We start from the raw sequence: 21,243 nt of genomic DNA, 5'->3' as shown, positions 1-21,243 counted from the left end.
TTGAAGATGGTGTTGTGCGTCGTCGCATTAATGGCAACGATTGCGAGTGTTCGCTCAGGCGATGCCGAGCAACTGAAGGTATCGTTATCTGAAAAGGGCGCGTATAGGTCAATACAAGACGCGGTAGACGCGCTACCTCAGGCTGGTGGAAGTATAGTAGTCGCGCCGGGTACCTATCGCGGAAAGGTTAGAGTGACGAAACCCAATGTCAATATCAAGGGCGCCGGTGGTGGGCCGGATGAAGCGGTGATTGTCTACGGTGATAGCGCCGTCACTGCGGGTGGGACTGTCCGTTCCGCGACCTTAGATGCGTCGGGCGATAACTTCCGGCTCGAAAATCTGACTGTTTGGAACGACTATTCTGCCAATTCGGGCAATCCAGCATCTCAGGCAGTGGCACTTTCTGTCACCGGCGACAAGGATGTTTTTGCAAACGTCAGAATACTTGGTGCGCAAGACACATTGTTTGTCAACAAGGGGCCGAACAGGAACGCCAGTCGTCAGTTCTTCGTAAACTGCTACGTCGAAGGCCATATCGATTTTATATTTGGTAACGCCAAGGCCTACTTTAGGCAATGTGAGCTACACGGTGTTGCAAACCACGCAGTCGTCTATACCGCACAAAGCAGAGCCTTCCCGGACGAAGACAGCGCCTTTGTGTTTGATCATTGCACGCTGACAGCCGACAAGGGCGCGCGCGACATTGCTCTTGGGCGTCCATGGCGTCCCTATGCTGCGGTGATCTTCTTATCGTCGCAGATTAATGCGCCGGTCATGGCTGAGGGGTGGGTGGAATGGGACCCGGGCAAGAGCCGCCGCTTAATGAACGCCTACTATGCTGAATACAGATCCTCCGGTACTGGTGCCGATCCTAGAGGAAGAGAAAGATATGCGCGCCAGCTAAGCGATCGGGAGGCAATGCAATGGTCGCTCCAGACATTCTTCTCGCACGATACGAGCTGGATCCCGCAAGCGCGATAGAACGCAGCGGGAGTGCCCGCAATAGCAGCGCGCCGGTGCCGATTAGCGACAGGCCTGCAGACGGGCTGTCTTGGCGGGCCCGAATTGGGACCATCTGTGTGGGAGCGTGAGTATCAGGAAGCACTGGTGCGAGTTGCGTACCAAGCACGGCGGGTACGAAGCTGACCGCAACCATGCAATCCGGCTTTTACACCGGCCAATCCTTTGTGATCGTCAGCGATCGATTGGAGCTGCGGCCCGAGGGTCGCGCTCAATGCCACCGTTTTTGCTACTGGTGGCTTCAGGGAACGGGCGGAAGGCAACTACGCACGGGTTCGATGCGCCGTAATGTGGAGTAGCGGCGGCACCTGGCGGAGATGGAAATACATTGACCGCGGTCACTGTTGCATTCTCCACTTGCCAAGTTGCGCGGGGAGAAAAGCGCACATCTTCCATCGCAATATCGAGCGGATGCTGTTGATCAAAGCCTCGCATTACGAGCGTACCATCAGTCCCATAGACGTGCCTTAGGACGATCTGTTGATAAAGTGGCAAGTTATTGCCAGCGAAGGGGCCGTAGCGCGTGTCGAAGTGTATGGGCCATTTGTTATTTCTCATACATATATTCTCGTAATTAACCCGCTCAACTAAGCCGCCTCGGCTGGGATCGCTTTTAATGCGCAGACCAAATGTCGTGCCGTCCAAGGTCAGGTTGCGAACCAGCACGTCACTGACACCGGAATTCAGTTCGCTACCAATCGACATGCCGTGCCCCCAGCCGAATTGGTTGTCTAAAATGGAAATGTGGCGTGCAGGGCCGCTTGTGCCAGCCTTGATCGCGATATTGTCGTCTCCGGTGCGGATAAAGGAGTGGATTATCGTCACATCCTCGCTTGCGGCTGGGTCTATTCCGTCGGTATTGCGGGCATCAGCGGGTGTATCAATGATGACCGCCCAGATGGTAGCACGTTCCACGTGGCTCATCGCAATGTGAAAGTTTGCTGCGTTGCGCAAGGTGATGCCATGAACAGAGACGTCCTCAGCACGGTCCATTTGGATCAATCGAGGCGCGTTTTGTTTTGCGCCCTCACTTTGTGCACGACGGGCCAGTTGCCACCAAGTCTCAGCCGTGCCCGCCATCAAGGTCCCGCCTCCGCCGTCTATTGTACCGTATCCATAGAGACCGCCGCCTTTAGTCTTCGTGAAACTGATGAGGGGCCGACAGCCATCACCGCTCCGATCGATGTGGCCACAGCTTCCCGAGCTCTTTTGGTATGCTTTTGGGTCGGCTACAGCCGTCAGTATCGCGCCCCCAGCGAGCCACAGTGTTGTGCCGGACTTCATTTCGATTGGACCCGAAAGGAACGGCCCTGGGCCTAGATATACGGCGGCGCTTGGGACGCAATGGTCTATGGCGGCTTGCAATCTGGCAGTGTCATTTCCACCTGACGGGTCTAGGCGCGCGCATACCCCTTTAGGCGCGGCCGGTTCGCGAACATTGCGGCGATCCTTTGCCTGAGACGCGGCGGAAAGCAGCCCGACCGCAAGTATGAAAACTGCGGCTAGGTAGCGGAAACGGGCGGCCATTGCCACTCCATTGGTTTCATAGGCAGGCAAGTGCGGGCGGTCGCTACGGCTGTGCAAGTCTCGTAACCTGTAGATGCGGGTGCAATTGCCGCGTGGTGAAACGGATGGCCATCCGGCGGAAGTGCGCTGGTGGAAAGCGACGACCGCAGACGTCTCCCTATTCCCGGAGTCGAACGAAATCGCTGGCGGGTCATTTAGCCATCCGAATGTACTGCTACGTCCGCATACTATGACCGTATTTGCCTTTGTCTTCCGGTCTGCCCGTCGCAGTCACCCGGAGGGTACGACCTATTTACGCAATTGGCTTGCATCGAAGTCCCTCAAGTGACCGATCAGAAAACAGCTGGGTCGCGCCCCGCGCAGCTTGTCGAATGCCCGTCTCGCGTATGCGCGTTTGTCCGAGCTTAGTAAAATTGAGTGTTTGGATGGGGCCCATTTAAATGATGGATCGTAGCCACTTTGGCTTTTGAGGCGATGATCGGAGGGGCGATCCGATGGTGGAATGGAGCCGGGCGGGAATGTAGCAGTCACGAACGAACGCGGAGATATACACGCGGTGCATCGGCACGAGTCTCCTCCTGACGATCGTGAACGAGCTCGGCAGGGTGGTGGACAAGCTCTCCATCAAAGCATTGTAGAAGCAGTCGCCCTTGTGGCGCGTCGATCGGGTACAGCCCGCAGCCGCAGGGCTCCGCACGCGATATGTGGAACGTACTGCTCGCTCCGACCTCAATCATGGATCAGTCCGTCAGAGGCTGCTGGCGGATCGTCGTTATCACAGCACAGGGGAGTTAGCCCGCATGTGATAGCACATGGGCCGATCGACCATCTTGCGGCCGAACCGGTCGGTGATGGCGGCGCGATACAGCCGGCACTCGACAGGCGGGATATAGGTGATGTCAGCCAGCCAGAGCCGGTGTGGAGCTGTGGTGGTGAAGTCGAGCGCGATCAGGTTCGGAGCGATCGAGAGATCGTGACGAGTTACGTTGGCGCGGACAGGAGGTTACGGCCCTAATCGCTCGAATGCGATTGCGGCGGATCAGAGCTACGGCCAGCGCCGCTCCCTGCGTCCGTAGAGCGCCTTGGACCAAACACTGCATAGCGCTGGCCATGCTCGCAATGCTGCACCACCATTTGTTCTGCCATATTTGCAAAAAGCGTGTCTTGGGGGAAAGGCAGACGCGAGCGGGTGGGAGGAGGCGTTCGCTGCATGGCCTCGATGTCAGTGCGGCCGACCAATTCAGAATATGAATGCGCTCTATCAGAACAATCGATTTCACTGATGTCGATCAAGCCTGGTACTCAGGTCGCAGGGGCCGCATGGCGTGCGTTATACGCTGACTAGCCGTTTCACTCACGGCGCGCGTCCTGGTACAGAACCATATAACGGGTGGACGTGATGATGATGATGAACAGTACCAGAAACTCGACCTCGGCGGAACAAATCAGCATGGGAGATCAGGCCTTAACGTTGTGGTTGCCGAAACTGAGGCACTATCTGTCGTGGTGGCGACTGTTTACAAGCCCCTTACCTTCCCGGCGGCCCCACCTCGAATCGCTTGCTGACCCGCCTGATGCGGCTGACCCGAGCGATTCTCAGGAACGTCTCAGGCAAAATATCGAAGCGCAAGTTGCGGAGATTGGCAGGTTAGTGGGCGGAGGTGAAGCGCCAGGCGAAGCAACCCGCCATCTCACTGAGTTGACAAATCAACTCATACTCGCGCAGCTCGGGATTGTTTCCAAAGTCAAATGCGTCACTACTGAGGCGACGGATCGCTTCGCTAACCGTGCTCCGGTAGAAATGAGCGACATCTATGAGCCGGAAAGGCTCTTGAGATTGGGCCATCTTTTTGACAAAGCGGTATCGGCGTTAACTCCGAGTTTGCGGACGCAATGCCATAGAACAGATATAGCTAAACTTATCCTCGGCCGGACATCTGAAACCAAAGTCGAGTTTAATCGTTTCATCAAGTGCGTCGCTGCGATTGCTGCCGCCGCCGAAGAGATGTGACTGTACCTAACATCGTTTCCGAAGTAGCGCAGCCGCGATTGCTCGCGTTGTGAGGAGATGCCGATGTGCTCGGCTTTGACGTTTTCTGTTAGTCGACTGGGCAGGGCGGGTTGCAATCGCATAGTGTCGTAGCGGGCAGACAACCTTTCTGCGCTCCGGTGCTGCGCATGTTGGATCGCCGCCTCCTCCCTGGCTCTCTGGAGAATCGCTTCAGAGCGGACGGCCGTACGCCCGCTCATGGTCTATGGATCGGAAACCTCGCAGTATTGCCATCAGGAGAGAAGCAAGCGGAGAGCAAAAAAAATAAATATCCATGTCGCAAGGCAGTACAGTGCGGCGAAGCGCCATACTCCCGCTCTGAATCGGCGGCGCCAATTCACAAGTTGCGGCGCGCAACCGCTGAAGCGACGGCCGCGGACAACCTCGATCATCTCTCGATAGCTGTCAAAAGCAAAATACGAGCGATTGTTTCGAATGTACGTTATCCGCTCTTGAGGGGAAAGGCACAATTGCCAGACGTACTGCGCCTCCTCGCGCACACTGTCAGAACGTGGCTCGTGCCCACCTGAGTTGTAAGCACGCCGATCAATGGAGAGTGGCGATGGAAGTTGACGCGATCGCGTGCTCCCGATGAACGTGAATTTCTGCTGAAGCATCGAAGTGTCCCTTTCGCAATTCGGCGAATGATGCGTACAACGTGACGTAACGAGAGAATCAAGAAGATCCTGCGCAGATCCAACGGATCAGCTGTGCGCTCTGTCCACGACCCGCGCCGATCTAAGTGTAGGTCCGAGCGAAAGGGCATTGCGAAAAGCGGGCGCTATAGTCAGGCCAACGTGGCCGGTGCTGGCTGTTGATTGCGAGATACAGCTCCCGAGGCAATGATGGTGGCCGTTGAGAACTCTCTGAGGTGCCGGCTCGTTGAACCGGGGCGGCGAGTGTGGGGCGCGGGCACGGCTGCTTACAAATGTGCTCAGTTGGTTAAGAGAGGGGTTGAATCGGACGCAGCGAGAGATTGTACGATGTGAAGCAAATGAGCAGTTCGAGACGAGACGCGCGAGGCCGCAATGGTGTTATCTTTGGGCGATGTACCGGGCATCGTGAGCCAGATCGGGCGGCTCCACAAACAGGGGCGCTGCTCGTGGTTTGGATTGGCCGTGCGGTCGATAAACCGGGATCAATGAATTGATGGTCATCGTCCGTGCAGATGGATTCAATCAGGTTACGATGGCCCACTAAGCAACCGTTCGAGCCATACCCTCTCGGTAGCACTCGAAGTCGTCGACTTGCGACCTACAAACGTTATAGCACACCGTGTCCACCTAAGCCGACCTACCTTGAGAGGATATCATGCGTCGAAGGCAGCTCAACTCATCTTGCTGGAGCGACAGATTCAAGTACTATATGCTAACGGTTAGTATTGTTGCCGCGCTAAACTCGTTGTCATTCATGTACGCCAAAGCCGGCGGGCCTCTACCCACGGAACAGGAAAAGCAGGCGTGTATCGCCGACGTCTTTCGGCTCTGTAGCGCGGCCATACCTGATGCGAACGCAATCACTTCGTGTCTGAAGTCAAACGTGGCCGGTGTGAGTGCGGAATGCCGCTTGGTTCTGTCAACCCGCGAGCGGCCGAGTGGTGTATCAAAGTGAGCCGGCGATCATATAGATTGTCGTACGGTGTTGGCGCTGGCTGACACTAAGTAGCGCGGTCGGTTACGTCCGGCGTTCGACGCACGGTGAGCAGCGTGTCCAGGAGATGTACGTGGCGTCGGATTGCAAGCGAGTATCCAGCCTAAGGGGCCTGATGTATCGTCGAAGTAAAGGCGCCTGGCGGAGCGAATTCATTGAACCAGTGTGGTCGGGTGCTAGATGAGCAGAGTCGCTAAGTGGTTAGTCAAGGTGGGCCGCCACACGAAAGCATCAGATGAGCAACGGTGTGAGCTGTCGCTGGCGCACCGTGGTGTAGATGATCGGTTGAACTGCGCCTCTGCCTTGAAAGCGGTCTATCTTACGAGAAGCATCCGGCGGAGTCTGCGTGTGATTTGCTCGTGCCTTAGTGGCCCGGTAAGCTGAAGCGTGAACCTGTGCTTTCAAACGATCCCCCGGTTGCAGTCAAGGGTGATTATAAGTGCTTTAGCTCGACTCCGTGTTTTTTGAGTGCGTAGCCTATTTGGCGCGACGTCAGTTTGAGTAGCCGTGCTGCTTTCGCCTGTACCCAGCCCGCCCTTTCCATGGCCGCGATAAGGTGCTCGCGATCAATTATTCGCTCACCTCTCGTAACCTGCAGGTGCGAGAGCGTGGTTCCGTGAGCGGGTTCGGATGAAGCATCGCATGGCCCCGTATGCGGCAGCGGTTGTGACGGCATCGATAGCGGCTGCTTACTCTTCCAAAGTCGAGCGGAGAAGCAACCATCGGATTTGCAGGCGAAATCGCGACTGTTAATCGCTGGACCGGCCGCCATGGTGGCAGTCCGCTGAACGCAATTGTGAAGCTCCCTAATATTGCCGGGAAATTCGCAACTTTTCAATACGTCGAACGCGCTTGGTTCGAAAGTCAACGAGCGCTCGTTTTCGGAGTTGAACGTGCGAAGAAATTCAGTAGCGAGCAACGGAATATCGTCGCGGCGCTCACACAATGGTGGGACAAGCAAAGGGATGACGCTCAGACGGTAGTAGAGATCCGCGCGAAATTGTGTCTGCGAAACGGCGACCTCTAGATCCTTGTTAGTCGCTGCTATGAGTCGAACGTCAACTCTTATCGTGTGTGTACCGCCGACTCTCTCAAATTCCTGCTGTTGTAGCACTCGCAGCAGCTTCGCTTGAAAAGAAGGTGAGATTTCACCAATCTCGTCGAGAAACAGCGTGCCTTTGTCAGCCAGCTCGAAGCGCCCTTTGCGCGAATTGATGGCTCCGGTAAAGGCGCCCTTCTCGTGTCCAAACAGCTCAGATTCCAAAATAGTCTCCGATAATGCCGCACAGTTTAGTTTGACGAATGGGCGGTTGGCTCGGGGCGATAGGTCGTGGATCGCTTGTGCAGCAACCTCTTTTCCGCTACCGGACTCGCCTCGCAAGAGTATCGTTGCATTTGATTTAGCGACCACATTGATCTTGCGGAGGAGCTTGCGCAGGGCCGGGCTGCGACCAACTACGCCAGGTAGCGTTAGGTTGCGGTCCGCTTCGGCTTGATCATCCTGCGGCAACGTTGTCTGGTTGCCATCGGTCGCAAGAGGCGGCTCGCTGTCATCGTGGGCCGTGGAGAGGTATGACCTCAGAAAGTGGCCGAGCATGTTCGCGATAGCGAGGAGAAGGGTCACGTGTGAATTGGGATCTAACGATGGGGACCCGTCCCGGAACAGCTCGGCCGAGAGCACCCCGACGGTCGTGCTCTCGACAGCGATTGGAACGGCGATGAACGACAATCGACTATGTGCCGTGGCGTCAGATGAACCTGAATCGCTTGTGGTCTGGGAATTGTTCGGTTGCGTAGGGGTTATTATAAGGGGTGTGGCCGTATTGAGCACGCGCTCGACAGCTCCTTGCGGCAGGCGGAGTCGAAAACGCTGATCGCTCCCTTCAGTCCAGCCCGCGCCCACGGCAATCGCCGGAGCGTTGTGACCGGCATGCAGACAGACCACACAATGTTGCATCTGAAGCTGAGACTGTATTAACGCGACGACGGCCTCCAGCCGAAGCTCGAGCCGAAAGGGCGCGGCGAGTTGTTCCGCTATGCGCAGCAGGATCTCAGGCACTTTCGGGTGTGCCCATTGAGCGTCGCTGCGAGAGGCCTCCGCTCCCGGTGACTTGAACTGTGATGTTGAAGACAAAATGTCGCTAGTCATATTGTCCGGTTTCCGCCGATCGTTGTTACGCCGGCCGTGGCGCCTGCGCTGTCGCGGACCTAACAACGTTTCGTGCAGCGACGACAAGGCCAACCATGATTAAAGAGTCAGCCCTGGACGAGAGATTTGCTCCGGTGCAGCGTCGCCAGTTTGAATATGTGAGGTCCTTTAACGCAAGGAGTGCGCCATATTGGCGCATCTTATGCAAATGATCCTCGAGTGCTTTCAGAGATAGCAGGTCGTCTGTCGTCCATGCCGGTCCCTACTGCGGGCAGCATCTAGGCTCAGGTGAACAGGTTCGGCGAAGCTGCGAGGGCCGCCATTTCCGATTGGTGACAATCGGACTTCTTTCAAAGTCGTGGTCATGCAGCTCGCTCCGCTCGTCCTGGACTGGTGTACCGATGAAGGTGCCACCGCAAATCGCTTTCAGCGCGCTGCTGCCCATTGGGAGGGCTGCGAGAGGCGCGGCATGCGAGCTCAGCCGTAGTCGGGCAAAAGTGCGTTCGGACGAGGTCCGGGTACTGTGATTTACGCGAGAACAATGGCCGTAACAGCTGTAGAGGCAGCTGTAGGAGCCGGGACGTTTCGCTCGAGACACGTAATCAGGCACCAGACTGGTTTGCGAGGTCGTCGTGCTCCTTGACCTCCTTTGGCCGCAGCGCGTCGCTCCGACGCTTAAAGCTGTGCCGGATTCGCAGGACGCTGACGAAGCATTCGCAATGGCCGGCTGACTCGGTCGCCTCGAGCCGTCAACACCGCGCCCGTAAGCGGTGGTTTCACGGTCGGAGGCCTATTGACGAAGCATTGGTGCCGTCGACCTAGAGTGATTTACTGACAGGCTGCATGCAAAATGGCAGAGTGAGGCGGTCGGGCAAAGGCGCTTTGCGCGGCCGGTGACGCGGTCCTCCGCGTGTTCGCTCAACGGCTTGATGCGACTGATCCCGTGTCTCCACTGGAGGGCGCCCGGTATGTCAGCATGGCCGATTACGAAACGTCCGCTGACGAGGGCCGTCAGGGCGGTTGAGTCTGGAACCGGCACGTCGCAATGGCGAGAAGGTCAAACGAGGGAGTGTAAGGCGATGGTGCGCGTTGGTCCGCAACCACGGAGCGCCTCTCATTGCTACTACCGTTGCCAAGAAGCGAATCGCAGAGCGGCGTCTCAGGATAGAGCTCGTCCGCGGTTCCACCCTGAGGGGGTGCGTCATGGGACAGCAGGACGAGTCGAACGACACCGAGACCCAGGCATCACGCGATAGAATGAGCGCCTAGATGATCGTGAGCATCATCGCCACGACCGCGTGGCAGCCTCGTGTGGCATGTCGTTCCTGCTCCCTGCGGCTAACTCCTGCTTGTGGTAATCGTATCTAGGTTTGCGGCGGGAGCCGAGTGAACGCCTGATAGGATTCATAGGCGCGCATCAAGCCGTCGCGAAGCGACGTCGTCGCCCGCTAGCCGAGCTTGTCAAGGCGGCGGAGATCGAGCAGCTTGCGTGGCATGCCGCCGGGACGCGAGGTGTCGAAGCTGATCTCGCCTCGATAACCGATGACCTCGGCGACGAGGCGGGAGAACTCGGCGATGATGATGTCCTCGCCGCTCCCGATATTGACGAGCTCGGACTCAGAATAGCGCTTCATCAAACGGAGGCAGGCATTCGCCATGTCGTCGACATAAAGGAATTTGCGCGTGGCAAGCCGGTGTCCCTGACCACAACGTTTTTCGCGCCGGCAAGCGTCGCTTCGTGAAAGCGCCGGATCAGCGCGGCTACGACGTGGCTGTATTCTGGATGACAATTGTTGCCAAGGCCGTACAGAGTAGTCGGCATTACACTGACGAAGTCGCTGCCATACTGGCTGCGATAGGCCTCGGCCATCTTGATCCCGGCGATCTTTGCATGGCGTAGGGCTCATTGGTCGGCTCCAGCTGGCCTGTGAGTCCTCGCGAAGCGGCTGTGGCGCCAGCTTCGGATAGATGCAGGAGGAGCCAAGAAACATCAGCTTCTCGGCGCTATTCAGATGCGCGCCATGGGTCACGTTCGGCGCGATGGCAATATTATCGTAGATGAACTCAGCGCGCCGCGTATTGTTGGCGAGGATACCGCTGACTTTGGCCGCGGCAAGGAAAAACGACTTGCGGCGTCTTCTTTGCGAACCAGTCGAATACGGCGGCCTGGTTGCAGAGGTCGACCGTGCCGGTCGACAGTCACAAGTTCAACCTCCTCCTGCGCGAGCCGGCGCGCCAGCACGCTGCCGACCATGCCGCGATGACCGGCGACGTAGACGCGTGTGACCTTCAGCTCAAAGGAAGTGGCTGCCATTGTCGGCGTCCCGTTTTGCTTCGGCCAGATCACTCGCCATCATTTCCTGAACCAGTTGGACAAAGCTCCGCTTTGGCTTCCACCCGAGCTTGGTGCGCGCCTTGCTGGCATCGCCGACCAAAAGATCAACCTCGGTGGGGCGAAAATAGGTCGGATCGATGCGGACCACGGTCTTGCCGCTTCTAGCGTCGAGGCCGGTTTCCTCGACGCCCACGCCCCGCCATTCGATGCGGCGGCCGACCTGCGCGAAGGCCAGCTCGACCATCTCCCGCACGGAATGCATCTCTCCGGTGGCAAGCACGAAGTCGTCTGGCTTATCGGCCTGCAGGATCAAATGCATGCCCGCCACATAGTCGCGGGCATGGCCCCAATCCCGCTTGGCTTCGAGATTGCCAAGATAGAGCGCATCTTCCAGGCCGACCTCGATGCGCGCGACGGCACGCGTGATCTTGCGGGTCACGAAGGTCTCGCCACGGATCGGGCTCTCATGGTTGAACAGAATACCGTTGGAGGCGAACATGCCATAGGCTTCGCGGTAGTTTACCGTAATCCAGTAGCCATACAGCTTTGCGACGCCATAAGGCGAGCGTGGATAGAATGCGGTCGTCTCCTTCTGCGGAATCTCCTGCACCAGGCCATAAAGCTCCGAGGTCGAAGCCTGATAGAACCGCGTGTGCCTCTCCATTCCAAGAATGCGGACTGCTTCCAGGAGGCGCAGCACCCCGATTGCGTCCGCATTAGCGGTATATTCCGGGCTCTCGAAGCTGACGGCAACATGGCTTTGGGCGGCGAGATTGTAGATCTCAGTCGGCCGGATTTGCTGTATCAGGCGGATCAGATTGGTCGAATCCGTCATGTCGCCGTAATGCATCAGGAACGGGACCTTGCCGACATGCGGATCCTGGTAAAGGTGATCGACGCGCGCTGTGTTGAACGAGGACGAGCGGCGCTTGATGCCGTGCACAACATAGCCGAGCGACAGTAGATAGTCGGCGAGATAAGCCCCGTCTTGCCCGGTTACGCCGGTGATGAGAGCGACGCGCTCAGCCATATTCACAAATGCTCCCAAATGCCTCAGGGGCCTACCGACTTCCAGCAACGGCCGAAGCCTGTCCCTCTGACATATCGTCCGGCGTGGTCAAACTACTATGGCGCTAGTGCTCATATTCCGGGGAAGTGTGGCGGCGCGCCCTGGCTCCACCATCTCTCAGCCGTGGAGAAGTTGGCAAGGCGCTGTGTGGTGAAAGCAGCAAGGAATACCAAGTACGTTGGGGCCTGAATTAACGATCCTGGGAGGCCTGCATCCGGCATCAACCCGCGCGAGGTGAGCTCGGCGCCCTTCCCTCGTGTGCATAGAGAGGTCCAGCACAATGTGTGACCACCTTATCTCCAGGTATGGGCATCGGTAACTCATTTGAGAAATCTACTCCCGCCGCACCTTCATCCGCAGCACTCGCCTTCACCAAACAAGGTGCTTGGGATACGAACCGAGCCGGCTCCGTCGGAGAACGGCATAGGTCGGTGAGACATTACGACAGCAGTGTCGCACCCTCGCTTCGCGCGGAGTCCATTGGATGGCTTCGAACCGATGTCCAGATATGGCACCGAGGCGTTGTACCTGGTGACTGCTGAAGTAAGTGCTAGGCTCATTTAAGCCTTTCTTGGCGCTGGTGGGGCTTGACGTCCTGTGGCAAGCATCAAAAGGCCGGCTTCGCTGGCCGCCGCTCGTGAGGACCGGCGAGAGAGCGCGCATCTGGCGCGTGCTCGGCGGATGACCTTTCGGCTAAGATCAAGTGGCTTGGATCGTCCAAGCTAAATTCGATTACTTGGGGGACGACTAGGCTTGCGTAGCGCGAGAAAGCACTTGTCGACGGAAATCGGATAACGGTATGGCAGTAGGCCAGGAGGTACATTTCCACGAGAGCAGCGAATCCGCCCTCGACTCCAAGATCTGCAGTGTGCAGCGGGCCAGCATCGTTCGCTCGGAAGCGTTTGGGAATGCTGAAGAGCTCAGAATAGACAGCCGAAAGGTGATCAGCGACGCTGGGACTGTCAGTGCACAAAAAGAGCCTTGTCGGTCGTGTATGATGCAATGCTTTTGCCCGTTCAACTGCAGCGCATACCTGCTCCATAGCGACTCGTGGGTCGGTCCAATAAGGCCTATGACCCATAGTATCTTCACCGTTCCCGTGCCGAACGTGTATCCCGATTACATCGTGCCCCTCAAACGCTCGATGGTAAACATCGTCGATGCGACGCCTGATCTCCTGGCGTGGTGTGATGCTTTGGAATATGTTGCGCTCGGCCTCCTGATCACAGCCCCACATTAAGCAAGCGTCACAAACGATAGTATTCGCCTGGATATCCCTTGACGTTACCAACAACCTGCGCAGCTCATCACGCTCGTGGAAAATTTGGTCATCCGACCGGTAAACGCCGTCAATTGCAGGCCTGTTCCACCAATGTGGAAAAAACGGCCCAGGAAAGCAGAGTTGATTGATCTTATCGTCGCAGATAACGGGTACGCCCGAGATGTTGTCGAGCGGCTCAAAGAACACGCTGAAGGCGTTTGTAAAGGGGTCAGAGAGATAGCAAGATCCGCGCCAGTCAATGACCAAAGTGCGCCCTGTTCGCTTGGAGTATTGCCAGGCTGACGCGAGCGACCATAAGCAATCGCCGAAACCGGTGCGACGCCTGGAAATGACGAAGCGCTGTTGATGAGTCATCTTGAATCCATTGCTCCGGCAGTTGAATAAGTTGCTCACCCTGGACGGCAGGAAAGTACCGGCAGTGTTATCGTCCGCCAGGCCGTCGCGAGCCGTATGTTAGGTTGCGAGAGCTTGTCCGCTTCGCGACCAAGAGGTCGGTTATGGATTGCCGTTCGCTAGCTAGACAAAGAGATACCTATCAAGTCGCATGCGCCTGATCGCGCAGATCTCCCAGATTGTTGGCGGCGGGACGCAAGCAGATGCGGCGCTTTTCCCACAACTGCCGAAGTTCAAGGATGATTGCGTCGCGCCGCTCGCCCTTTACGTGAGCGAGAAGCTCGCCGAGGGCGGCGTCCCCTTTGATTCCATGCAGCAACTCGAATAGATCGGGCGAGATGCGCACAGCGCCGCCATCGGAGAAGGTGGTATAAGTCTCGCAGACGATCTCCCGACACTCTGCGGTGACGTGATCCGGGGTACGGCGAAGTGAAGTGTAGGCCGGTAAGGAAACGCGGAGCGCAGCCCAGTCCTCCGGCGTGGCGACGCGCTTCGTGATGAGAAGCGATCCGATCACGAGGGCGTCAAGATCTGTCGTAAGGAACGTGACCATTGCGTCGGTAACCGACTGCACGATCGGTTCGACATTGTTGTTGAAAGATGTATTGAGGAGGACAGGGACGCCCGTCCGCTTGTGGAATTGATTAATCAGCTCCCAGTACCGCGGGTTCGATCTACGTGACACCGTCTGCAGCCGTGCTGTACCATCGACGTGCGTAACCGCACCAAGCACACTTCGCTTGCAATCACGAACTTGAACGACAAAGTTCATGAACGGAAAAGCTCCCGCGGTCTTAGGAAGATCGAAAAACTCAGCGGCATGTTCCTCCAATACGGAAGGTGCAAACGGCCGGTAGCCCTCGCGTTTTTTAACGATGGCGTTTATGCGGTCCTTATTCTTTGCTGGTCTGGGGTCAGCAACAATGCTGCGGTTACCGAGGGCGCGCGGTCCAAATTCGGAGCGGCCTTGGACCCAGCCAACAACCGAACCGTTGGCTATCCATTCAGCTACCACGCTCGCCACGTTCGCGCTTCTTTGCACGTCGATATGCCCGCGCCATGCAGCAACCTCTCGCTCTACAGCATGGTCATCCCCAAGTGCCGGGCCCCAATAGACATGCTGAAGCCGCTCACGGGGTGCGGGACGTCCTTGTTCTTCGGAAACCATGAGAGCAGCGCCGAGTGCGCATCCAGCATCGTGCGCCGCGGGCTGCACGAAGATATCATCAAATAGTCCTGTATAGAGCAACTTACCGGTCATGGTGCAGTTGTGGGCGACACCACCAGCCAAGCATAGCCGCTTCATGCCGGTCACCTCACGGTAATGCCTGAGAACATGAAAAACAATACGTTCCAAGGCCTCCTGCAAGGCTGCACTAACATCTTTATGCTCTTGGGTGAACGGCATTCCCTTGCCGCGAACGTGTATGTCGTGCTCTAACGCCGGAGCGATGTCGTTCAAATGTATCTTGTAGCCACCGTTCTCCTTTAATTCGTAGAATTGCTGAAATAGTTCTCGGAAACGCGAGGAGTCCCCGTACGGAGCAAGGCCCATAACCTTGTACTCGTCGAACAAGCCATAACCGAGGCACTTGATTGCCTCTAAGTAAAACAATCCGAGGGAACCGTCCTCTGGGAAGGTATGTAGTTGAGTAAGACGACTTCCCGATCCAATGGCCACCATCCCGGAGAGGAAATCACCGCCGCCGTCGATTGCCAAGACTAGACCTTCGTCATAGCCGGACACAGCAAAAGCACTTGTTGCATGCGCATGATGGTGACTGACGAATGACAAGCGCGATGGCTCGATCTCTGTATCAAACTCCTGCGATAGCATAAGCTGTAGAAGGGTTCTGGCGTCGAGAGGGATGCCACTCTGCGTCTCCGAACCAAACAAAAGCCGAAGCATCGCGTTGCAATAGGACTCGGTTGCATAGAATGCGATGCGATCGATGTCCTTTAATTGCGCTCCCGCAGCAGCCAGGCAGTAGCGGATGGCCTGGGCGGGAAATTTGTTGGAATGCTTAATTCGGTTTAGGCGTTCTTCTTCAACCGCGGCTAACACACGCCCGTCACGCACCATGACAGCTGCGCCATCATGCAAGAATGTGTGCGAGAGTGCAGGTCGATATTCATGGACCTTATCCAATCCGCCGCTCAATCCAAGACACAGCATTCTATCCTCCAGCAAGTGTGGTAGTAATCATGATCTTTAGGGCGGCCGGGTAATGAAACGTCCGCGACGTTGAACGCGAATAGGCCGGCAAGCGCAGGCCGAGAAACAGGGTGTGCGTTCATTAAGCGGCTGGGCATCGTCAGTGTGATAAGCGTCGCCGAAATAGCTTTGCCGACAGTAAGAAGAGCAGTACTGCGTAAGCGAAAAGGACACCAACATGCGCGCCGATGCTATCGAGTGGTAGCCCGAGCATTGCAGGCCGTATTAGCGCAATCGAATGTTCCAAAGGTAACGCGGCTGCAGCCAACTGGAGAGCGGGCGGAAGGTGCGCAACGGGAAAGACTGCCCCGGATAGGAACACCATAGGGGTCGAGATGAGAGTCTGGTAGAACACAAAATAGTCGTAGCTTGGGGCAATCGCGACAACGACGAGCGCCGCGCTCGCGAACGCAAGGCCGGTGAGGGCGAGAGCGGGGAAACAATAGAACGTGGATAATAAGGTGCCATAGCCAAGCCCCGTAGCAACAAGCGCGATTCCGGTGCCCGCCAAAGTGGCCTTGCTTGCTGCCCAAACCAATTCACCGAGGAGGATATCACCCAGCGTGAGCGGAGTGCACATCATTGCGTCCCAGGTTCGTTGGCTGCGCATGCGAGCGAACGTTCCGTACAGAGTTTCGAAGCTTGCCGCGGTCATAGCGCTGGTTGCCACCATTCCGCCGACCAAGAAATCGACATATGAGTGACCGTCTACATTGCCGACAATCAGGCCGAGCCCAAAGCCGAGACCCAAGAGGTTGGTCAACGGGTCGGCCAAGTTGCCAAGCAGCGAAGCAGCGGCGGCCTTCCTCCATGCCAGATAGTTGCGGCGCCACACGCTGATCCAACTGAGTGCGTCCGATGGCAAGGCTGCTTTGGATATCGTCTTCATGCGTCTATCCTGTGTCCCGTCAACCGCAGGAAGACGTCTTCCAGGTTAGGCGGCCGCTCCAGAAGGCGCAGACCGGTGCATCCACGAAGCCGAAGCCGCACCGCCGCCTGATCCGGCGCGTAGCAAAACAGCGTCTCTCCCCTCACCTCGATGCGCGAAGCGTGAGGCTCTATTATCGCACGGAGCTCGAGTGGGTTTCCGCCGTAGACCTCGAGGACATCACAGCCAATCTGAGAGTCGATCAGAGCATTGGGCGCACCCTCGGCGATCTTACGTCCATTCTCTAGCACGCAGAGGCGATCGCAAAGTCGTTCAGCCTCTTCCATGAAGTGGGTCGTCAGCAGGATAGTCTTTCCTCGAGCGAGCAGAAGACGCAGGCGTTCCCAAATCAAGTGGCGGGCGTGGGGATCGAGGCTGGTCGTGGGTTCATCCATGATGAGCAGTTGTGGATCGTTGATCAGGGCACGGGCCAGCACGAGACGTCGCTTCATGCCGCCGGACAGATCCGCGACCCGTGACTCTGCTCTACCCTCAAGTCGCGCAAATTCGAGCAGCGAAGGCACAGCCTCCTCACTTTCGCGCGTATTCAGTCCAAAGTACCGTCCAAATATGAGGAGATTTTCGCGCACAGTGAACGCATCCTCGAGATTATCAACTTGTGGGACGACGCCGATGCCCGCGCGCGCCAAACGGGCGCGTGCCGGCACCTGCTCACCCAAAACAGTGATCCGGCCGGCATCGGGCGATATGAGGCCGAGGATCATCCGAACGATCGTGCTTTTACCCGCCCCATTTGGACCGAGTAGCCCGAAACACTCTCCCTTAGCGACGCTAAAGGTCAGACCCCGTACGACGCCTCGATCATGATAAGTCTTTTGGACGTCAGTCAGTTGAATCGCTGGATTGGACATAGGCTGTCTTAGTCAGTGACCAGAGCGGAATTGGATAATGTCAGACCAGCTTCGACGGATCGTTGCCAGAGAAAGCCGTCGCACCAAACATGGTCGACGCGACCCCAGTCACAAGCGCTAGCAACATCAGGAAAAAACCCCCGGCCAGGATGGTTGGCGCTCGTGTTGCAGAGCAGCGGAATTCCTGTAAGTTTCTCATACTCGACCAGAAGAGCAGCGATCTTTTGCGGAGACGTTCGGGAGATTGTTTGCAATCGGGCAGAACCATCCAGGTGCACGATAGCGGGAACTTTTGTCCGCCATTCGCGACGGGTTTGATGGTCGAAGAGCATGTAAGGATCTGGGCTGCCGGGATCGAAAATTTCAGCAGCCCGGTCCTCGAGGCAAATAGGAGCGACGGGACGAAATCGTTCCCGTAGCTTGATATCGTTCAGAAGGTCTTTCATCTCCTTGGAGGTTGCAGCCGCAATAATACTGCGGCCGCCGAGTGCTCTGGGTCCGAGCTCCGCGAGGCCGGTGAGGAACACTACGGGCTTGCCTGTAGCGATGAGAGCCGCAAGCTCTACGATGGTACAGGGCAAAGCCTCCCATTGGCCTGATGGGTTGCTTCCGGTCAAGGCCGGTCCGCTGTGAACTGACCACTCCAAAGGAGTCAAAGCGTTTGGCTCGGCCATGGCGGCGCAAGCCGCGCCAATTGCTGAGCCGCTATCATTTGGAAACGGGGGTACCCAAACTGAATCAAACAATCCCGTCGCGCGCAGAGCACTATTCCACTTTATATTAAGTCCACACCCTCCAGCGATGCACAGGTGCCGTAAGCCCGGAAGACCTGAGTGCCGTAGCAGAGCAAGTCCTATTTCTTGCTCCAGCAGCCGCTCCAGAAAAACGTGAAAAGATGCGAGTACATCTTCGGAAGGCGTACCGGTGAGCCGACGACCGCATGCCTCGAAAAACCAGTCAGTGGCGGCAAGTAAGGCTTCAGGATCGTTTATGCTGGCACGGTAAGCGCGAGCACGCTCGGAAGGACCGGCTAGACACGCTTCATACATCTCTTGAAAGACTGCCAGAATGCCCTCATCGAGAGCGCCTAGCCCGATATACGCCATAAGCTTACCTGCGACACCAAGATCCCAGCCTGCCCTGCTGGCTTGACGATAGGGCCCGAAGTGCTGCCCAGCGATAGCATAGGCATGGCCGATGAAAGGGAAAAGAGTGTCGAGGAAGCGGGCTCCGGTCGGATCTACATGATACAGGCGCGGAAAGATGCAGCCGTCCCACACTAAGCACAATGCAGGGGCTCGGGCTTTGGCGAAAGCACTGGTACAGTAAGCGCCGGCCACGTGGCCGGCTACGTGAGCATAGCTATGATAACGTAAAGGCACCCGATCGAGGACGAGGCCCGACCCGGCATAGGGCGTGAGGAGCGTGTTTTCGTGGGACTCGATATATGGCGCTCCCTTAATGGTGAGCGGCACCCCTTCACTTAGGACATCAAATTGCGAGTGCGTCAGCCCGTCCCAGCCGTCGATGACAAATCGGTCAACATCCGTGGGCCTTAAGCCGTGTTCGGCCAGCGCGAGAGTGACTGCGCAGAGGTCGGTGATGGCTTGATAGCGTGGATTATTGGCTCTCTTTTCTTGCTCTATGCAGAAGAGCAAGCGCCCATCTTCCACAACGGCAACCGCTCCGTCATGTGTCAGCTTGATTCCACAGATTCGCATAGTCACTCCGTGTTCGCCGCAGCGAATGCACTAGTCTGGCAAGTTCGACTTAGTGCGAAAAGACGCAATCAAACAATCTTCGTCGATGCTCGCGCCACGGCATTGTACGCGCTCAGTCTCGACCAGATGTTCATTCAAAACATCAAGCATTGTTTCGGCACCCGCAGGATGCCCCCAACGCTGACAAGAGGCGTCACGCGCTGATCCGAAAACGAGCCGTCCGCTGGGCGCCAGCATTCGCGTGAGCTTCTCGATGGCGTCACCCATCTGGCCGGTATCTTCAAGATAATAAAGCACTTCCGCCACCACGATCAGGTCGAATGGATTAGTTGCGTTGAGGTCCCGCACGTCAGAGATGTGCCAGGCGATATGAGGCCATTGAGCTTGCTCCCTTGCTCGAGTGATCGCACGCGGCAGAACGTCGATTGCTACGAGTTGCTGGCAGTGGGGCGCCAGCTTTGCCGTGAAGACGCCCGCTGCGCAACCCACCTCAAGCGCGTTACCGACCGCGCCTTCCGCGAGGCACAGACGGAGCAAGTGCGCGTGGCGCTCTTGCTCGAATGGGTTCGCGTTGAGCCGCCACGGGTCGTCCGCCTCCATCTCCCGCTCGAGCAAGCGCAGTACCTTATCGAATGTCATTCACCCTTCCTTACTTTAGTGCGCTTGTTTTCGCCGCGTTTGAGCGCGGTCCTAGATCACAGGCCGAGCGTTGGAGCGCCTTAACGGGTGGTCCCCTCCCCGGTGACCGCCAGCGCTGCCGGCTGTCGCCGAGCGGCATCATGGTGACAGGCGTCACGTTCGTGGATCGTTTCCGGAGCCCCGCAGAGTGATGCCGGAGGCGTCGTACGGGAGAGCCAGTTACTGTTATCCAATGTACACAATGCATAGGCTTTCAAGGGAAGCACTAGGAACAGATTGATTGGCGTGTGCAACGCGAAGCCAAGAAATCGCACCTCACGAGCACGAATCGCCGCTGTGGTGCACCGCATCAGCGTTAGCGATGAAATAGCAACGATCGTCAACCATGGTATGGTGTGCGTGGTCGCAAGCTGAGCGAGCCCGGTCATTATGGACAGAGCCAAAAGAAGAGGGCCAAGGTTCTGTCCGATAACATCTAATGTGAGATAGCCATTAAGATGAGGCAGCAGCCGCAGTGCTAGCAGCGTGTCGCGGAACGTACTGCGTGCCCAGCGTAGTTGTTGACGCAAATAAGGTCCGAGCCTGTCGGGAACGACGGTTGCGGCTATCGCATCTGGAACGTATTCAGTTCGAAACCCTGCCTGCAGCATAAGTATTGTGAGGTGACGATCCTCGCCGAAATCACTGGGCTTCCCGCGGAAATATTGCGTTTCATACTTGTCGAGCAGCGATGTAAGAGCCGAACGGCGATACATGGCGCAGGGTCCGCAGCAGCACATAACAGCACCGAAGCTGGCTTGTGCAGCGCGTTCTTCGTTACAAGCAAGCCAGTACTCCATGTCGATGAGCCGCGTGAGCCAAGTGCGATCCCGATTGGTCGCGACCAGATGGCCCATAGCGGCACCAACTTCCGGCTCGTGCATGCTAGCTGCTAGTTTTGTGACGACATCGACTGCGAGCGTCGTATCAGAGTCGACGTTGAGAACCAGGTCTCCAGATGACTGCCGGATGGCACAAATCTGCGCCTTCCTCTTGCCTACGTTCTTTCGCAGAATGATAAAGCGAAATCGTGTATCTTGCGCGTAAGCGTCGTGGACAGCTTTGACAGCAGCGAGGTTTTGAGAGCCATCGTCAACGACATAGACGCGCAGTCGTCCAGTAAAATCCTGGGCGGCAATCGAGCCTAAGCACGCCGACAGGGTGTCTGGCGTTTCATTGTAGCAAGGAACGATAACGTCGACACTGGGCATCGTTTCGTGATCGACGTCCGTGAGTGGCGGCGATGAGGCCCGGCTCTTTATTGCATAGATCATTTGAGCGCTCTTATAAAACGCTGAAAGGATTGTGTATGATCCAATCGCGGCAGTGCTGGCGGTCACAAGCAGGCTCATTC

12 protein-coding genes and 1 pseudogene are annotated in these 21,243 nt (G+C 57.0%); 2 read left to right on the top strand and 11 right to left on the bottom strand.

Annotation, left to right across the window (positions count from 1 at the left end):
* Positions 1 to 6: 6 nt before the first annotated feature.
* Entirely contained in the window at positions 7 to 981 is a 975-nt protein-coding gene (locus tag XH91_RS36325; protein ID WP_128930193.1) for a pectinesterase family protein, read from the top strand.
* 213 nt (positions 982 to 1,194) lie between these two features.
* Here XH91_RS36325 and XH91_RS36320 read toward each other — a convergent pair whose 3' ends face one another.
* Positions 1,195 to 2,304 carry a glycoside hydrolase family 28 protein gene (locus tag XH91_RS36320; RefSeq protein WP_232995663.1) on the bottom strand — a complete coding sequence of 370 codons (1,110 nt, stop codon included), beginning with the start codon at positions 2,302 to 2,304 and terminating at the stop codon, positions 1,195 to 1,197.
* Between the two features lie 1,642 nt (positions 2,305 to 3,946).
* Between XH91_RS36320 and XH91_RS36315 the strand changes: the two genes are divergently transcribed.
* The gene (locus XH91_RS36315; protein WP_128929914.1) at positions 3,947 to 4,558 is read left to right on the top strand and encodes a hypothetical protein; all 612 of its coding nucleotides are present in this window, start codon (positions 3,947 to 3,949) and stop codon (positions 4,556 to 4,558) included.
* A gap of 2,122 nt (positions 4,559 to 6,680) precedes the next feature.
* On the opposite strand, the gene nifA is transcribed toward XH91_RS36315, so the two are convergent.
* From nifA to nodC, 10 genes and pseudogenes are all read right to left on the bottom strand, one after another.
* On the bottom strand, positions 6,681 to 8,396 hold the full coding sequence (gene nifA / locus XH91_RS36300) for a nif-specific transcriptional activator NifA (RefSeq protein ID WP_128929911.1): 1,716 nt from the start codon (positions 8,394 to 8,396) through the stop codon (positions 6,681 to 6,683).
* A gap of 1,364 nt (positions 8,397 to 9,760) precedes the next feature.
* Positions 9,761 to 10,710 (bottom strand): annotated as a pseudogene (locus tag XH91_RS36295) (GDP-L-fucose synthase family protein).
* Complete coding sequence (gene gmd, locus XH91_RS36290) at positions 10,691 to 11,761, bottom strand: GDP-mannose 4,6-dehydratase (protein WP_128929910.1); 1,071 nt, start codon at positions 11,759 to 11,761, stop codon at positions 10,691 to 10,693. Before gmd ends, XH91_RS36295 begins: the two are co-directional and overlap by 20 nt.
* A gap of 646 nt (positions 11,762 to 12,407) precedes the next feature.
* Entirely contained in the window at positions 12,408 to 13,436 is a 1,029-nt protein-coding gene (locus tag XH91_RS36285) for a nodulation protein NodZ (protein WP_128929909.1), read from the bottom strand.
* 181 nt (positions 13,437 to 13,617) lie between these two features.
* Positions 13,618 to 15,651: a carbamoyltransferase family protein gene (locus XH91_RS36280; protein ID WP_128929908.1), complete on the bottom strand. Its 2,034-nt coding sequence runs from the start codon at positions 15,649 to 15,651 to the stop codon at positions 13,618 to 13,620.
* A 139-nt stretch (positions 15,652 to 15,790) separates the two neighbouring features.
* Positions 15,791 to 16,579 carry an ABC transporter permease gene (locus tag XH91_RS36275; RefSeq protein WP_128929907.1) on the bottom strand — a complete coding sequence of 263 codons (789 nt, stop codon included), beginning with the start codon at positions 16,577 to 16,579 and terminating at the stop codon, positions 15,791 to 15,793.
* Entirely contained in the window at positions 16,576 to 17,490 is a 915-nt protein-coding gene (nodI, locus tag XH91_RS36270; protein WP_128929906.1) for a nodulation factor ABC transporter ATP-binding protein NodI, read from the bottom strand. Before nodI ends, XH91_RS36275 begins: the two co-directional genes overlap by 4 nt.
* Positions 17,491 to 17,498: 8 nt before the next feature.
* On the bottom strand, positions 17,499 to 19,211 hold the full coding sequence (gene nodU, locus XH91_RS36265; protein WP_128930192.1) for a nodulation protein NodU: 1,713 nt from the start codon (positions 19,209 to 19,211) through the stop codon (positions 17,499 to 17,501).
* A 30-nt stretch (positions 19,212 to 19,241) separates the two neighbouring features.
* Positions 19,242 to 19,850 carry an SAM-dependent methyltransferase gene (locus tag XH91_RS36260; RefSeq protein WP_128929905.1) on the bottom strand — a complete coding sequence of 203 codons (609 nt, stop codon included), beginning with the start codon at positions 19,848 to 19,850 and terminating at the stop codon, positions 19,242 to 19,244.
* A gap of 80 nt (positions 19,851 to 19,930) precedes the next feature.
* Positions 19,931 to 21,241 carry a chitooligosaccharide synthase NodC gene (nodC, locus tag XH91_RS36255; RefSeq protein ID WP_128929904.1) on the bottom strand — a complete coding sequence of 437 codons (1,311 nt, stop codon included), beginning with the start codon at positions 21,239 to 21,241 and terminating at the stop codon, positions 19,931 to 19,933.
* Positions 21,242 to 21,243: the final 2 nt, after the last annotated feature.

The organism is Bradyrhizobium guangzhouense, from assembly GCF_004114955.1.
GTDB lineage: Bacteria > Pseudomonadota > Alphaproteobacteria > Rhizobiales > Xanthobacteraceae > Bradyrhizobium > Bradyrhizobium guangzhouense.
The sequence above is the reverse complement of the archived record's forward strand: the minus strand, read 5'-3'. Positions and strand labels throughout refer to the sequence as shown.

What these genes read in the sequence shown, in the direction of transcription:
- XH91_RS36325 (WP_128930193.1), top strand. Translation starts at nt 7, where the DNA reads ATGGTGTTGTGCGTCGTCGCATTAATGGCAACGATTGCGAGTGTTCGC.
- XH91_RS36320 (WP_232995663.1), bottom strand. Translation starts at nt 2,304, where the DNA reads ATGAAGTCCGGCACAACACTGTGGCTCGCTGGGGGCGCGATACTGACG.
- XH91_RS36315 (WP_128929914.1), top strand. Translation starts at nt 3,947, where the DNA reads ATGATGATGATGAACAGTACCAGAAACTCGACCTCGGCGGAACAAATC.
- nifA (WP_128929911.1), bottom strand. Translation starts at nt 8,396, where the DNA reads ATGACTAGCGACATTTTGTCTTCAACATCACAGTTCAAGTCACCGGGA.
- gmd (WP_128929910.1), bottom strand. Translation starts at nt 11,761, where the DNA reads ATGGCTGAGCGCGTCGCTCTCATCACCGGCGTAACCGGGCAAGACGGG.
- XH91_RS36285 (WP_128929909.1), bottom strand. Translation starts at nt 13,436, where the DNA reads ATGACTCATCAACAGCGCTTCGTCATTTCCAGGCGTCGCACCGGTTTC.
- XH91_RS36280 (WP_128929908.1), bottom strand. Translation starts at nt 15,651, where the DNA reads ATGCTGTGTCTTGGATTGAGCGGCGGATTGGATAAGGTCCATGAATAT.
- XH91_RS36275 (WP_128929907.1), bottom strand. Translation starts at nt 16,579, where the DNA reads ATGAAGACGATATCCAAAGCAGCCTTGCCATCGGACGCACTCAGTTGG.
- nodI (WP_128929906.1), bottom strand. Translation starts at nt 17,490, where the DNA reads ATGTCCAATCCAGCGATTCAACTGACTGACGTCCAAAAGACTTATCAT.
- nodU (WP_128930192.1), bottom strand. Translation starts at nt 19,211, where the DNA reads ATGCGAATCTGTGGAATCAAGCTGACACATGACGGAGCGGTTGCCGTT.
- XH91_RS36260 (WP_128929905.1), bottom strand. Translation starts at nt 19,850, where the DNA reads ATGACATTCGATAAGGTACTGCGCTTGCTCGAGCGGGAGATGGAGGCG.
- nodC (WP_128929904.1), bottom strand. Translation starts at nt 21,241, where the DNA reads ATGAGCCTGCTTGTGACCGCCAGCACTGCCGCGATTGGATCATACACA.